The sequence below is a fragment of the Saonia sp. genome, assembly GCF_056326165.1.
Genome location: NZ_JBWFBN010000017.1, coordinates 15,978 through 29,673 on the forward strand (window position 1 = coordinate 15,978; position 13,696 = coordinate 29,673).

The following is a 13,696-nucleotide window of genomic DNA, read 5'->3' on the forward strand; positions in this document are numbered from 1 at the left end:
ATTAAAAACCGTACAACTAGATTGTGCGGTTTTTTATTTGCCTATATCAGATTTTCCACCTGTCTTCTTCAACAGTTTAATACTGTGAATTTCGATTCCCTTATCTATTGGTTTAAGCATATCATACATATTTAAGGCCACTACACTTGCACCATGCATAGCCTCTACCTCTACTCCAGTTTTATAATTGGTTTTAACAGTTACCAAAACTATAATTTCCAACTCTTTTATTTCATATGAAATATCAGTAAATTCGATAGGTAGTGGATGGCAATCAGGTAGTAAATCCGGTGTTTTTTTTACCCCTAAAAGTCCGGCAGCTTTGCTCATGGAAAACACATTTCCCTTAGGTACTGTATCATTCTTTATGGCGTCAACAGTATCTTTTGAGCTCACTATTACAATGGCTTGGGCAATAGCAGTCCGTAACGTTACTTCTTTATGTGTAATATCTACCATGTTTTCATTTTTCTAATCTTGGATTAGGATAGTTATCAGATTGGTCCTCTACAACCTCATCCAAACAAACAAAATCTTTTTCCAACAGTAGCTGAAGCTTTTGCCCATTCCCCAAATCAATTGAATTATCGTAGCCTACCCTTTCACTATCTGCCCATAGAGCCTGTTCCTTAGATGAAAGATATAGTATAATAGCATCATCCTTAAACTCAGCATCCAAACTACTTACTCCTTCTTTAGCTTTTAAGGCATAGGTGAATTTTTTTTCTATGAACTGAGTGGTTTCCTCATAGTATCCAGACTTGCAAAAGGTCTCGACTTCCGTTTTGGATAGTCTAAATCTAACAAAATTCCCTTTTATCCTAATCTTCATTTTAATCTTTCTTTTTGTTAATCAATCCTTGGGTCACTTTATTTAATGTTTCCACTTTTTCTTCAAAATTTCCCTTAATTGTTTTTCTGTATTCATTTAAATTTTTTACCAAATCATCAATATTTTCAGGTATAACATCCTCAAAAAACTGGCGCAATCTTTTTGCAGTTGTTGGGGATTTTCCATTGGTAGAAATAGCCACTTTTACATTGCCCTTTGTCACAATTCCTCCCATATAAAAATCGCAATAAGGAGGATTATCAGCTACATTTACCAAAATATTTCTTTCCCTGCAATCATGATACACCTGTTCGTTCAAAGCCACATCATCCGTACAGGCAATGACCATATGCTTTCCTGTCAAATATTCAATATTATATGGGTTCTTAACAATTTCCACGTTTCCCATTTTTGCCAATACCAAAGTGTCTTCCATAAATTCTTTTGCAACCATTTGCACCTTTGCATCTGGGCTGGACTTAAGCAAAAATGTCATTTTTTCTAATCCTACATTGCCCCCACCAACAATTAAAATGTTCAATTGGGAAGTCTTTAAAAAAATAGGGTATAGATTATTGCGCTCCATATAAAACTTCTTCCTTTTTAGTTTTGTAGTTTATTGTAACCCTAGTGCCTTTTCCTTGCTCAGAGTTAATAAATAACCTACCATTAATATACCCCATGCGCTCTTTCATAAAAAACAGACCCATACCACCTTCACTATTATTTATTGGTGATTGGTTAAGAACCGAATCATCAAAACCCTTCCCATCATCATCTATAACAATACTTAGCATATTATCTGAATAACTAATAGTGAGCAATATATAATTGGAGTTTGCATATTTTATTGCATTGTTCACCGCCTCTTGGGACACTCTATATATGTTAGTTTCTGCCAGTGAATCAAATCTAATATTCTCTTTTGAATGACTCTTGAAAAGAATATTCTTTCCTGTTAGCTTTGCCAGTTCCGAGGTCATTTTTTGAAGGGCCGGAAAAATACCGTGATCACTAAGCTCTGGCGGGGTTAAATTAAATGTTGCTGTCCGCACTCCCTTTATCAAATCAGAAGTAAGTTGCTTTAGGTATGCTATTTTTTCAGCCGTTTTATCCTTCTGGTCTAAATTTATAGACTCTATATTAAACTTAAGTGCTGTTAACATTTGTCCTATCCCATCATGTATATCTTTTGCAATACGTTTTCGCTCCTCCTCTTGGCCTTCCACTATTTGTCCTGCCTGAGCTTGTTTTTGACGCAAGCTTTCTTCATATTTTTCTTTACTTAATTGTTCCACTTTAAGCTGAGTAATCTTTCTTTGGGTTATATCCGAACAAAGTATTAAAATACTTTGTTGTTGGCTGGTCATATGCATTGGGATAATTGACATATCTAACCACAAACTTTCACCTGTTTTGGTTTTAATATCTATTTCTTCGTTACGAATATTCTTCCTCCGCGCCCTTAAAATCTCCCTTAAATACTGCTGTTGCCCCTCCTCCACTGTTAAAGTCTCAGCTAAAGGCAAGTTTAAATCATTATCCGTAAGCCCAAGTAATTGCATAAATTTTTTGCTGATAAAAACAATACTACCATCACTCTTAGCACTAGCAAAAAGGGCCGCATTGTCTATTACAAAATTAAGCTCTTTAAGCTCCTCCAATGATTTCTCCTTCTCGGCATAAAGCCTTTTAATCTCCCCTGCACTTTTATCGGACTTTTGCTGACTTCTAATTAAATTCTTTATGGTATTTCTTATATGAATGGATAGAGGTCTAAAAATGAAGAGCATCTCTAATAAGAGTATTCCTAAAGAAACAGCCAGAAGTAAATATTCCTTATATTTTAGTTTTTGTAATTGCTCTTTACTTCGCTGGTCATATTCATTTACAATATGATCCATCAATCCCAAAAATGTTCTTTCGTTTTTTAAAAGAACACTTATATTTTCATCATAATTGTTTGATGCTCCATTGGCTATAATATTTTCTGCAGCCAGTACCATGGAGTCATGATGAGGTGTAATTTGTTTAAATAATTTAATTATTTCCTCATTATCCTCTATTGGCAAACCATGGACAGAGCTTCCATGTTGTAAACCATTATGAGATTCTTTCCATACCTGCAATGTATTATCAATCTCTGACAGTATTATTTTCCTTTCTTCTTCGGAATTTGCCGTCTTAAGCAATAAAGCTTCTTTGACCAATTTTTGACTGTAAGCGCGCTGTCTCCCAGCAACATTTATAACTCTAGAATCATCCAATTGGGAATTTAGGTGAAGCTGAATAAGAATCTGGGCAATTATAATAGTAAGAGCAATAGCAGCCAAGGCCAAAAGATACCATTTCCGCATCCTTTGAAAGGTAGAAGTATCCAGAGGTTGTTGCCTTTTACTATTCATCATAAAATACCTTAAATAAGTAAAGATAGGACATCAACCCATAATAGCTTTGGAAATAAGATTTAGGGATTCTTTAGAAAGTGGCAACTGCAAAGCTGCATCATGCCCTTCTTTTGACATTTTTTTCCAAGTTTTTTGAACGATATCAATCATCTTCTCTTCAGAATATTTCTGCGCAAAATCTTCAAAATAAAATTCCAAAAAAACCAAGCAGATAACATCTTCTAAAGTTTGCGTTTCCTTATTTTTTTTCAATTGCTTCTTTTCCAAAAGAAAAGCAACTTTGTCTATCATCTCTTCATTGTACCCAACCTTCTTTAAAATTGCAGAAGCCTTTTGGGCATGGAACTTTTTTAAATCTTGTCTCCATTTTAAATATCCCACTCTATCCATTGGATAGGAATCCCTTGGAATTTCCCATCTACAAATATGTTGACAACGAGCTGTTAGTTGAAGTGCTTCTGATGCATCGGGAGCAAAGCCATTAAGCTTTTCCGTCATCCTAACCGCATACAATAATTCCTTAGGATATTGCTTCCCTAAGTAAGTATCTGTATTGGGGTCTTGACTATTGGCCTCATCAAAATACTTAAATGCACTTTTCATTTTTTCTGAAGCTTTCATGACTCTTGGTTTTTACCAAAGCTATTCAGAAAAGCCAATATAAACAAAGTCGTTTTCAATTTTTACGGGATATGTAGCTATTGCATCCAAATCTCCATTTAGATTTTCCCCCGTTTCCAAAGAGAAAGTCTTCTTGTGCATGGGGCAAGCAATTTTAGGGTTTCCTTTTTCGTCTCCCAACATGCCACGAGACAGAACCATTTCCATTTTGTGCGGACATAAATTTTGACAAGCATACCACTGATTTTTTCTTTTAAAATTGAATACAGCTATTTGTTTGTCATTATATTTTATACAAGCTCCTCCGTTTTCGGAAAAGTCATGCACAGAAGCCGCTTTAAACCATACTTTAACCTCATTAAGCTCAACCGCACTGTATTTTGTCAAGATTGATTCCATAATTTTTACTATTTTAATTTTCCCAATGTTTAGGCATTATCTGCTCTCTCATAGGAACAAATACCAAGTTATCATCCCTATCATCAGAATTTACAAAATGTTTAAAGCGTTTCTTCATGTCTTCATTCTCTATAGCTTGTTTCCATTCACATTCATATGCTTCAACTAAAAACTGCATTTCTTTTTCCAGCTCCTGAGCAATATTCAAACCATCCTCAACAACTATTTTCTTCAACTGCTCTATACCACCTTCTAACTTATCTAGCCAAGCGGCAGTACGCATTAATGGAGCGGCTGTTCTAATGTAGTACATTAAAAAGCGGTCCAAATATTTAATACAAGTCTCATTATCTACTTTTTCTGCAAGCAATAAAGCATGTTTTGGAGTGGCGCCTCCATTTCCACACACATAAAGATTCCAACCACCTTCTACCGCAATTACTCCAAAATCCTTTCCACGTGCCTCGGCACATTCACGAATACAACCAGAAACTCCTCCTTTTAGCTTATGCGGTGATCTTAATCCTTTATATCTTTCTTCCAATTCAATAGCAAAACTTACACTTTCATCCAAGCCATAACGACACCATGTGGAACCAACACAGCTTTTTACAGTACGCAATGATTTTCCATAAGCGTGACCACTTTCAAAGCCACCATCAATCAGTTCTTTCCATATGGCTGGCAAATCATTTAGTTGCGCGCCAAACAAATCGATTCGCTGACCACCAGTAATCTTGGTATATAAATTGTATTTTTTACCTACTTCCCCTATAGTAATTAATTTTTCGGGTGTAATTTCTCCACCAGGAATCCTTGGTACTACCGAATATGTTCCGTTTCGTTGAATATTGGCTAAAAATTTATCATTGGAATCCTGAATTACATCTTCTTTGTTAGCCGTATCCATGTACAAGCTTGCAAAAATTGCAGCGACCACTGGTTTACATACCTCGCAACCATCACCCTTACCACACGCATCCAAAGTTTCATCAAAAGAGGCCAATCTTTTTACTTTAATAATACCATATAGTTCTTGCCTTGTGTAATCAAAATGCTCACATATACTGTTCTTTACTTCTCTCCCTAGTGATTTTAGAGTTTCGTTCACCAAATCCACCACCATAGGCTTACAGCCACCACAACTAGTACTAGCTTTGGTACATTTGGCAACGTCAGCTACATTTTCACAACTTCCATCTTCTATAACCCCACAAATGGTTCCTTTAGTAACGTTTTCACATGAACATATTTGTGCAGTATCAGGCAAATCCATTGCACTGCCAAAAGAAGCTCCACCTTCTCCACGTGCTCCAATTATTAAATCTTCTGGGTTTTCAGGAACTGTCATTTCGTTTAAATAAATCTGATGCAACATATTATAATCCGAAGCATCACCAACCAAAATTCCACCTAACAGTTTTTTACCATCATGACTAATATTGATTCGCTTATATAAGCTTTTTGTCTTGTCCTCAAATAATATGGAGTGCCCTTTTTCAGCTGGCATAAAGGGTTCGCCAAAACTTGCCACATCTACTCCAATCAATTTTAATTTAGTGGACATATCTATATCTGCACTCATTAAAGTGTCTTTTCCTATAATTTGCTCTGCTGCAACTTCTGCCATTTCGTATCCAGGAGCCACTAACCCATAAATCATCTGATTATATAATGCAACTTCTCCAATAGCATAAATAAATTCATCTGAAGTCTGCATTTTGTTGTTCACTACTATTCCCCCGCGAACGCCCATTTCTAAATCACAGGTTTTGGCTATTTCGTCCCTAGGGCGTATCCCAGCAGAAACCACCAACATATCCACATCCAAAACATCATCTTCTCCAAATTCCATTGCCGTAATAACTCCATTGCCCAAAATTTGGTTGGTCGCCTTACTTAAGTGAATATTAATGCCCATGGATTCCAATTTTAATTGTAGCACTTTACTACTTCTAGAATCTAACTGTCTCGGCATTAATTTTGAAGCAAACTCAACTACATGTGGTTCCAACCCCATATCCATTACGGCTTTGCCTGCTTCCAATCCAAGTAATCCACCTCCAAGAACAGCAGCTTTAGCATTTGGTTTGCCTTTTTTTATTTTAGCGGCATATGTAAGCATTCCTTCTAAATCCTCAATGGTTCTATATACAAAAACTCCTTCTTTTTCTACTCCCTTTATTGGGGGCACAAAAGGAACTGAGCCTGTTGCCAATACCAAATAATCATAAGAAAATTCTCTGTCTTTTGCAGTGGTAATTGTTTTCTTATCCTTATGAATATCCACTACACGTTCGCCAGTTATTAAATCAATATCATTATCAGAATACCAACTGGTTGGAGCAAGTTCCAGAGCCTTGGCATCTTCATTTTCAAAAAACTCACTTAAATGAACTCTATCATATGCAGGTCTTGGTTCCTCTCCAAAAACAATAAGCTTGTAATTTTTACTTTCTGCCTTAGCAACAAACTTCTCGCAAAATTTGTATCCAACCATTCCATTCCCAACGACTATGATAGTTTTCATACTTATAACTATGTTAATGTGTAAAAATCAAAATTACGTAATAATACGTAATTTATATCTAATTTTATCGAAATAAATACGTAGTTATATTGCGCATTTAATAAATAGTTGCCATAAAAAATTTCAATTTTATACTCAACAAATAGAAGTAAGGTGTATTTATGTTTTTATAAATAAAGAAAAATAAAATGCCTCCAAGATAATCTTGGAAGTACCCCAAAACCAACATCACGACAATTAAATTTAAATATAACTATAGGGTATATCATTGAAATTTAAGACCATTACAAAAATTAGGTATATCACTTTTATAACAATTCTCATTTTTAAATTAACAAATGTTGTAGATGATTTTTTGCAATCCCGTAGTTTTTATATCTCATTTTAATTACCCTCACAAAAATGCCTCTTCAAACCAAATAAATACGTAATAATATCATTGTAATTTCTAATTTGACAGACCTGAACTAAAAACATCAATTAAATACTAGACTTATGAAAAAAGAAGAAGAGAGCTTATTTGAAAGAATTGGAGGCATGGGTGCTGTGGATGCTGCAGTAGATATATTCTATGGAAAAGTAGTAGCGGATGACAGCATAAATCACTTTTTTAAGAATATTGATCTAGAAAAACAAGCTGGGAAGCTAAAAGCCTTTCTTGCTTATGCATTTGGTGCACCATTAAACTATTCTGGTAAAAACATGAAAAACGCTCATGCGCACATGAACATTACTGCAGACCACTTTAATGCAGTAGCTGGGCATTTAATTGATACGCTACGTGATCTTAACGTAGATCAAGACCAAATTGATGAAGTCATAGAAATAGCATTAAGTACCAAAGAAGATATTGTAAATTCATAATTCCTTTAAATTTATATTCACAGGAGAAGGGATCCATTACATATCTTTTAAAGCAAATCAACTTTCACATATTATTAAAATATGTGACCTTCTTTTATAATACCATATTTTTCTTATTAGAATTTCATGATTATTGCAATAAAATAATTTAAATTCAAATTACGTATTAAAATTACGTATTTATACTTAGTTTAGCTTTTAGATACTTAACGAAGCAAAGACTAACACTATGAGTATATTAAAATCGGCAAAAGCGACAAAACTAAATTTAAAAGATTTTAAAAGTATACCCATGCGTACATTTTGGATAACTTCTATTGCCTTTTTTATATGTTTTTTTGCATGGTTTGGGATTGTACCTTTTATGCCAGATGTAGTAAAAGATTTAGGACTTACACCTACCCAAAAATGGAACTCAATAATACTAGCCGTTACTGGTACGGTTTTCGCTCGGCTATTGATTGGTAAACTATGTGACAAATACGGTCCTAGACTTTGTTATACCTATTTATTAATCCTTGGAGCCATACCTGTAATTCTTATTGGTTTTGTACAAACCCCATTACAATTTCTTATTTGCAGGTTATTTATAGGCTTTATTGGAGCATCCTTTGTTATTACACAATTCCACACCTCCATTATGTTTGCGCCAAATATTGTAGGGACCGCAAATGCAACCTCAGCAGGTTGGGGCAACCTTGGTGGTGGTGCTAATAGATTGGGAATGCCTTTAATAGCTGCTGCAGTAGTAAGTTTTGGCATTGCAGATGATATTGCTTGGCGGTATTCCATGGTTATAGCTGGTGTCATTTGTTTTACTATGGGCATTGTCTACTATTTTTTTACCAAGGACACTCCAGAAGGAAATTTTAAAGAATTAAAAGAGCAAGGAAAAATGCCTGTTTTCAAAAAAGATGAGGTTTCATTTTTAACTACTTTAAAAGATTATAGAGTTTGGATACTATTCTTGGTATATGCTGCCTGTTTTGGAATGGAGCTTACTGTATATGGAACAATGGACGATTATCTTCAAAACAGATTTGGTTTGGAAAGGTCTACCGCCGGGAATTTAGTTTTATCATTTGCCTTGATGAATATTTTCGCTAGAACGCTCGGTGGTTTTTTTGGTGACAAATTTGGGAAACTAAAAGGTCTAAGAGGTAGAGTTTTTTTCCTTGCACTCATTCTAGCCGCAGAAGGCATTATGCTTTCCGCATTTTCATTGACCACAAGCTTGGGAATTGGTATTTTCTTTCTAGTAGCCTTTAGCCTTACCGTACAAATGGCCGAAGGCGCAACGTTCTCAGTAGTACCATTTATAAATAAGAAAGCTATTGGATCTATTTCTGGTATCGTTGGAGCTGGTGGTAATGTTGGGGCATTTTTGGCAGCATTGCTTTTAAAGGCAAAATCTGCCACTTCAGAAAGTGAAGCAATTGAATCTACAATGAATATGGGAGAAAACGTAGTTCAGGCTGCTCAAACAGTAGCAGCATCTGGCGCTGTATCCAGCGGGTATTTTGTTATTGGTGGGTTTGTAATTATTGCCGCTCTAATGTCTTTAACTATAAAATTTACCACTGCGGAAGAAGAAAAGAAAATTCCTGCAAGTAATAATATAAACTTAAGCTTAGCTGATAAATAAAATACAGCTCGTAGAATGGAGGCTCTTAAAATACATAACTCATTAACCATAGAAAATAGAAGAACAGAATCTTCCAGAATGGCTTGTGATTTATGTGCAAATACAAAATGCTTAATTAAAAAAAGCTTAGCCTCAGATATTGTATTAAAACTTGCATCCAAAAAAACCAAAATACGTTGTAAAAAGGGTCAGCAATTTATTATTGAAGGAGCTCCTGTAAATGGACTATTTTTTCTATTAAACGGAAAAGTAAAAGTATTTAGAACTGGTATAAATGGTAGGGAGCAAATAGTTCGTTTTGCAAAAAATGGAGAAATTATTGGACATCGCGGATTTGGAAGTGAAGAATATTATTCCATTGCCGCCATTGCTTTGGAGGATTCTACTTTATGTTACTTCTCCAAAAGCTCTTTACAACAAGCTTTACGATTAGAGCCCTCATTTACCTATGAGTTAATGCTCTTCTATGCCAATGAGCTGAATAAAAGTGAAGCCAAAGTAAAATCACTTTCTCAAATGACAGTTCGTGAGCGTGTAATTGATACCCTATTATATGTTCATAGGAAGTTTGGAAACCTTAATGGTTTTATCAATCTATCATTAAGCAGAAAAGAATACGCGGACCATGCTGGCACTACAGAAGAGCAAGTAATTAGAGTGTTTTCTTCTCTTAAAAAAGAAAAACTCATTACAACTAGAGGAAAACTTATTGGAATAAGCAATATAAGTCTATTAAAAAAAGAAATTTCAGAACATAACTTCTACTTGGATTCCTAAATTATTTCAAAATAAATAAAATAACTTTTCTGACACATACGTATACTTCTACGTATATCATCCTCTAATAAAAAAACCCACAATTATTTAACTACTAAGATCTTATACTAAAAACATGTTTTTTAGCAGGTTTTTATATGATTAAAAAGTGTTTAATCTATGGGTATCATCATAAAATTTAATAAAACATACGTATACATTTGTCAAAAATAAGTATTAATACGTAAAACATTAAATCTACACAATATGAAACCACAACTTTCTAAAATTTCAATTCTCTTATTACTATCCATTTTAATTACTGCATGTGGAGGTAAAGAAAAAAAAGCAACCACAGTGTCAGAAGAATCAGAAGCTTCAGCTGTATTAGAAATTGAAAAACCCCAACTTACTTTTGGGTTTATTAAGCTTACAGATATGGCGCCTTTAGCCATTGCCAAGGAAAAAGGTTTTTTTGAAGATGAAGGCCTTTTTGTATCGGTAGAAGCCCAATCCAACTGGAAAAACATATTAGATAGAGTAATAGACGGGCAGTTAGATGGCTCTCATATGCTGGCCGGTCAACCCATTGCTGCTGGTGCAGGATTTGGTAGACAAGCAGAATTGGTAACTCCATTTTCAATGGACTTAAATGGAAATGGTATTACTGTATCTAATGATGTTTGGTCTAAAATGAAGCCCAATGTTCCAAAAGATTCTGAGGGCAAGACAATTCACCCTATTAAAGCTGATGCGCTTAAACCCGTAATTACGGAATACAAAAATAGTGGCAAGGCATTTAAAATGGGTATGGTATTTCCTGTATCAACCCATAATTATGAAATTCGTTACTGGTTAGCTGCTGCAGGTATTCACCCTGGAATGTACACGGCAGATAATGTACAAGGCCAAATTGATGCAGAAGTTTTATTATCCGTTACCCCACCACCACAAATGCCAGCAACTTTGGAAGCAGGTACTATTTATGGGTATTGTGTAGGTGAACCATGGAACCAACAAGCCGTTTTTAAAGGAATTGGCGTACCCGTAACAACGAACTATGATATTTGGAAAAACAATCCAGAGAAAGTATTCGTAATGACCAAAAAATTTGTAGATGAAAACCCAAATACTGCAATTGCAGTAACAAAAGCTTTGATTCGTGCAGGAAAATGGTTAGATGAGCCAGGAAATAGACCAGAGGCTGTAAAAATTCTTTCCATGCCCCAATATGTTGGTGCAGATGAAGTGGTATTAGCTAACTCTATGACAGGAACTTTTGAATTCGAAAAAGGGGACAAGCGTTCTATGCCAGACTTTAATGTATTCTACAAGTACAATGCTACCTATCCTTTCTATTCTGATGGTATTTGGTTCTTGACACAAATGAGAAGATGGGGACAAATTCCTGAAGCTAAACCAGCAGATTGGTACTCGTCTACAATTAAAGATATCTACAGACCAGATATATGGAAAAAAGCAGCTGATATCCTTGTAGCAGAGGGACATATTCCAGCAACAGATATTCCAACAACAGATGGGTTTAAGCCTGCAACTACCGATTTTATTGACGGTAACTCCTATGATGCAAAAGATCCAATAGCATACATAAACAGTTTCTCTATTGGAAACAAAGACTAACTAACATTGTTAAATCCAAAAAAAATGAAGCAAAGTTTAACATTGAATAAAGTAACTAGGTTTATGGGTTTTGGAGCCCTAAAACCATTCGCCGCTCTTTTCTCAGGAAAAGTACAGAAAGAAGACATTCTGACCATTCTTAAAAAGTTTGTTGTACCGATTGCATCTATATTATTATTCATTGGACTATGGCATGCTGGATCTAAGGCACTCTTTAATATGGAAGCCAATTATAAAATAGAAAAGGCTTTAACTGATCAAGGTCAAGAAGCGGCAGATGCTATGAAAGCATGTATTTCTTCTGGTGACATAAGTTGCCAACCTAATACCTTACCATCTCCGTCACAAGTTTGGGCATCTTTCCAGACCTTACTAAAAGACCACAAAGTTATTAGTGCGGATAAATTGGCTTTTAAGGAAAAGACAGCTGCTATGAATGAAAAGCGTGTTGCCGCTGGCCAAGATGCTATCACTTATACAGGTAGACCATCCTTTGTAGATCAAATAATGACCAGTTTAAAAACTGTTTTTGCAGGTTTTCTATTGGCACTTTTAATTGCGGTTCCCATTGGTATTATTATAGGGTTAAGTGAAACACTTAGAAGTTCCTTTAATTGGTTAATACAAATTTTCAAACCTGTATCGCCAGTGGTATGGTTATTATTGGTGTTCATGATTGTAAAGACCATGACTAAAGATTCCAATCAGGATAGTGCTTTTATTATTTCATTTATTAGCGTAGGTCTATGCTCAATGTGGGCAACTTTAGTCAATACGGCCATGGGGGTTTCATCAGTGGATAAAGATTATATCAATGTAGCCAAAGTCCTAAAATTAGGTGCTTTTCAAAAAGTATTTAAAGTGATTTTACCTTCTTCCTTACCCCTCATATTTACGGGATTAAGAATAACATTGTCCGTTGCATGGATGGTACTAATAGCCATTGAACTTTTGGCACAAAGTCCAGGTTTAGGATCTTTTGTATGGGAAGAGTTCCAGAATGGAGCTAATGATTCCAATTCCAAAATCATAGTTGCCATGTTTGTTATTGGGCTAATTGGTTTCCTATTGGATAGAGTAATGTTGACTATTCAAAAAATGGTTTCATTCAACAAAAATGAAGGATTATAACCCTAAAAGTAGATAAGAGATGTCATATTTAGAACTTCGTAATATTTACAAAACCTATGGTCAAGGTGAGAACAGTACAGAAGTATTGTCTAACATCAACCTTAACATAGAAGAAGGCGAATTTGTGGCTATTGTTGGATTCACGGGAAGTGGAAAAACCACTTTAGTAAACCTTATCAATGGTCTTTTACAGCCAACTAGTGGTGAAGTCCTCTTTAAAGGAAACCCAGTGATAGATACCAGCCATGAACGAGGTGTAATCTTTCAAAATTATTCGCTTTTACCATGGCTAACGGTTGGTCAAAATGTACAAATGGCTGTGAGAGAAGCTTTTCCAAAAGAAAAAAAAGGTGAAATTAATAAAAGGGTAAACGATTATGTAGAAATGGTTGGTCTTACACCCGCTATTAACAAAAGACCCAAAGAACTTTCAGGAGGAATGCGTCAACGGGTAGCAGTTGCCCGGGCATTAGCCATGAAACCAGAGATGATTATCATGGATGAACCATTGGGTGCTTTAGATGCATTGACACGGGGCAATTTACAGGATGAAATATTAAAGATTTGGAGTGTTGATAAAAGAACTGCACTTCTTATTACAAATGATGTGGACGAAGGTATTTATATGGCAGATAGAATCATTCCCTTGAGACCTGGACCAAATGCAACACTTGGACCCGAATTTAAAATTGAAATTGACCGCCCAAGGGATAAAACGGCTTTAAATGACAACCCAAGTTATAAAAAGACAAGAAATGCCATTATTGAATACCTAATGGATATTGGCAATGAACGAAAGTCAGTTTCACAAACAGAATATATTTTACCAAACCTAAGCCCTAAAAGCTTTGTAGCTTAACCTTAAACTG

The 13,696-nt window shown here is 35.2% G+C and carries 13 protein-coding genes; 6 read left to right on the forward strand and 7 right to left on the reverse strand.

Annotated features, from left to right (window positions below; genetic code table 11):
* Positions 1-33: 33 nt before the first annotated feature.
* From moaC to nirB, 7 genes are all read right to left on the reverse strand, one after another.
* Positions 34-459, reverse strand: coding sequence for a cyclic pyranopterin monophosphate synthase MoaC (gene moaC, locus AC000W_RS13315; RefSeq protein WP_474748987.1), 426 nt, complete (start codon positions 457-459; stop codon positions 34-36).
* 4 nt (positions 460-463) lie between these two features.
* Positions 464-832 carry a DUF7009 family protein gene (locus AC000W_RS13320; protein WP_474748989.1) on the reverse strand — a complete coding sequence of 123 codons (369 nt, stop codon included), beginning with the start codon at positions 830-832 and terminating at the stop codon, positions 464-466.
* Position 833: 1 nt separating this feature from the next.
* Positions 834-1,418 carry a precorrin-2 dehydrogenase/sirohydrochlorin ferrochelatase family protein gene (locus AC000W_RS13325; protein WP_474748990.1) on the reverse strand — a complete coding sequence of 195 codons (585 nt, stop codon included), beginning with the start codon at positions 1,416-1,418 and terminating at the stop codon, positions 834-836.
* Complete coding sequence (locus tag AC000W_RS13330; RefSeq protein WP_474748991.1) at positions 1,405-3,189, reverse strand: sensor histidine kinase; 1,785 nt, start codon at positions 3,187-3,189, stop codon at positions 1,405-1,407. Before AC000W_RS13330 ends, AC000W_RS13325 begins: the two co-directional genes overlap by 14 nt.
* An 81-nt stretch (positions 3,190-3,270) precedes the next feature.
* On the reverse strand, positions 3,271-3,861 hold the full coding sequence (locus AC000W_RS13335) for a DUF4202 domain-containing protein (protein WP_474748993.1): 591 nt from the start codon (positions 3,859-3,861) through the stop codon (positions 3,271-3,273).
* Between the two features lie 21 nt (positions 3,862-3,882).
* The gene (gene nirD / locus AC000W_RS13340) at positions 3,883-4,260 is read right to left on the reverse strand and encodes a nitrite reductase small subunit NirD (protein ID WP_474748994.1); all 378 of its coding nucleotides are present in this window, start codon (positions 4,258-4,260) and stop codon (positions 3,883-3,885) included.
* A 13-nt stretch (positions 4,261-4,273) separates the two neighbouring features.
* A complete protein-coding gene (gene nirB, locus AC000W_RS13345; RefSeq protein WP_474748996.1) occupies positions 4,274-6,790 on the reverse strand; it encodes a nitrite reductase large subunit NirB in 2,517 nt (838 codons plus the stop codon).
* 495 nt (positions 6,791-7,285) lie between these two features.
* Here nirB and AC000W_RS13350 point away from each other — a divergent pair, with 495 nt between their 5' ends.
* From AC000W_RS13350 to AC000W_RS13375, 6 genes are all read left to right on the forward strand, one after another.
* The gene (locus tag AC000W_RS13350; RefSeq protein WP_474748997.1) at positions 7,286-7,654 is read left to right on the forward strand and encodes a group I truncated hemoglobin; all 369 of its coding nucleotides are present in this window, start codon (positions 7,286-7,288) and stop codon (positions 7,652-7,654) included.
* 229 nt (positions 7,655-7,883) lie between these two features.
* Positions 7,884-9,299: an MFS transporter gene (locus AC000W_RS13355; protein WP_474748998.1), complete on the forward strand. Its 1,416-nt coding sequence runs from the start codon at positions 7,884-7,886 to the stop codon at positions 9,297-9,299.
* A 15-nt stretch (positions 9,300-9,314) separates the two neighbouring features.
* Complete coding sequence (locus tag AC000W_RS13360) at positions 9,315-10,076, forward strand: Crp/Fnr family transcriptional regulator (RefSeq protein ID WP_474749000.1); 762 nt, start codon at positions 9,315-9,317, stop codon at positions 10,074-10,076.
* 246 nt (positions 10,077-10,322) lie between these two features.
* Positions 10,323-11,696 carry a CmpA/NrtA family ABC transporter substrate-binding protein gene (locus AC000W_RS13365; RefSeq protein ID WP_474749001.1) on the forward strand — a complete coding sequence of 458 codons (1,374 nt, stop codon included), beginning with the start codon at positions 10,323-10,325 and terminating at the stop codon, positions 11,694-11,696.
* Positions 11,697-11,720: 24 nt separating this feature from the next.
* Positions 11,721-12,827 (forward strand): ABC transporter permease, encoded by a 1,107-nt coding sequence (locus AC000W_RS13370; protein ID WP_474749002.1) that lies wholly within the window; start codon positions 11,721-11,723, stop codon positions 12,825-12,827.
* A 19-nt stretch (positions 12,828-12,846) separates the two neighbouring features.
* A complete protein-coding gene (locus tag AC000W_RS13375; RefSeq protein ID WP_474749004.1) occupies positions 12,847-13,686 on the forward strand; it encodes an ABC transporter ATP-binding protein in 840 nt (279 codons plus the stop codon).
* The last annotated feature ends 10 nt before the right edge of the window (positions 13,687-13,696 follow it).

Excerpts from the sequence above, each read along its gene's own strand:
- AC000W_RS13330 (WP_474748991.1), bottom strand. The coding sequence starts at position 3,189 with ATGCGGAAATGGTATCTTTTGGCCTTGGCTGCTATTGCTCTTACTATT.
- AC000W_RS13350 (WP_474748997.1), top strand. The coding sequence starts at position 7,286 with ATGAAAAAAGAAGAAGAGAGCTTATTTGAAAGAATTGGAGGCATGGGT.
- nirD (WP_474748994.1), bottom strand. The coding sequence starts at position 4,260 with ATGGAATCAATCTTGACAAAATACAGTGCGGTTGAGCTTAATGAGGTT.
- AC000W_RS13355 (WP_474748998.1), top strand. The coding sequence starts at position 7,884 with ATGAGTATATTAAAATCGGCAAAAGCGACAAAACTAAATTTAAAAGAT.
- AC000W_RS13335 (WP_474748993.1), bottom strand. The coding sequence starts at position 3,861 with ATGAAAGCTTCAGAAAAAATGAAAAGTGCATTTAAGTATTTTGATGAG.
- moaC (WP_474748987.1), bottom strand. The coding sequence starts at position 459 with ATGGTAGATATTACACATAAAGAAGTAACGTTACGGACTGCTATTGCC.
- AC000W_RS13365 (WP_474749001.1), top strand. The coding sequence starts at position 10,323 with ATGAAACCACAACTTTCTAAAATTTCAATTCTCTTATTACTATCCATT.
- AC000W_RS13320 (WP_474748989.1), bottom strand. The coding sequence starts at position 832 with ATGAAGATTAGGATAAAAGGGAATTTTGTTAGATTTAGACTATCCAAA.
- nirB (WP_474748996.1), bottom strand. The coding sequence starts at position 6,790 with ATGAAAACTATCATAGTCGTTGGGAATGGAATGGTTGGATACAAATTT.
- AC000W_RS13375 (WP_474749004.1), top strand. The coding sequence starts at position 12,847 with ATGTCATATTTAGAACTTCGTAATATTTACAAAACCTATGGTCAAGGT.
- AC000W_RS13360 (WP_474749000.1), top strand. The coding sequence starts at position 9,315 with ATGGAGGCTCTTAAAATACATAACTCATTAACCATAGAAAATAGAAGA.
- AC000W_RS13325 (WP_474748990.1), bottom strand. The coding sequence starts at position 1,418 with ATGGAGCGCAATAATCTATACCCTATTTTTTTAAAGACTTCCCAATTG.
- AC000W_RS13370 (WP_474749002.1), top strand. The coding sequence starts at position 11,721 with ATGAAGCAAAGTTTAACATTGAATAAAGTAACTAGGTTTATGGGTTTT.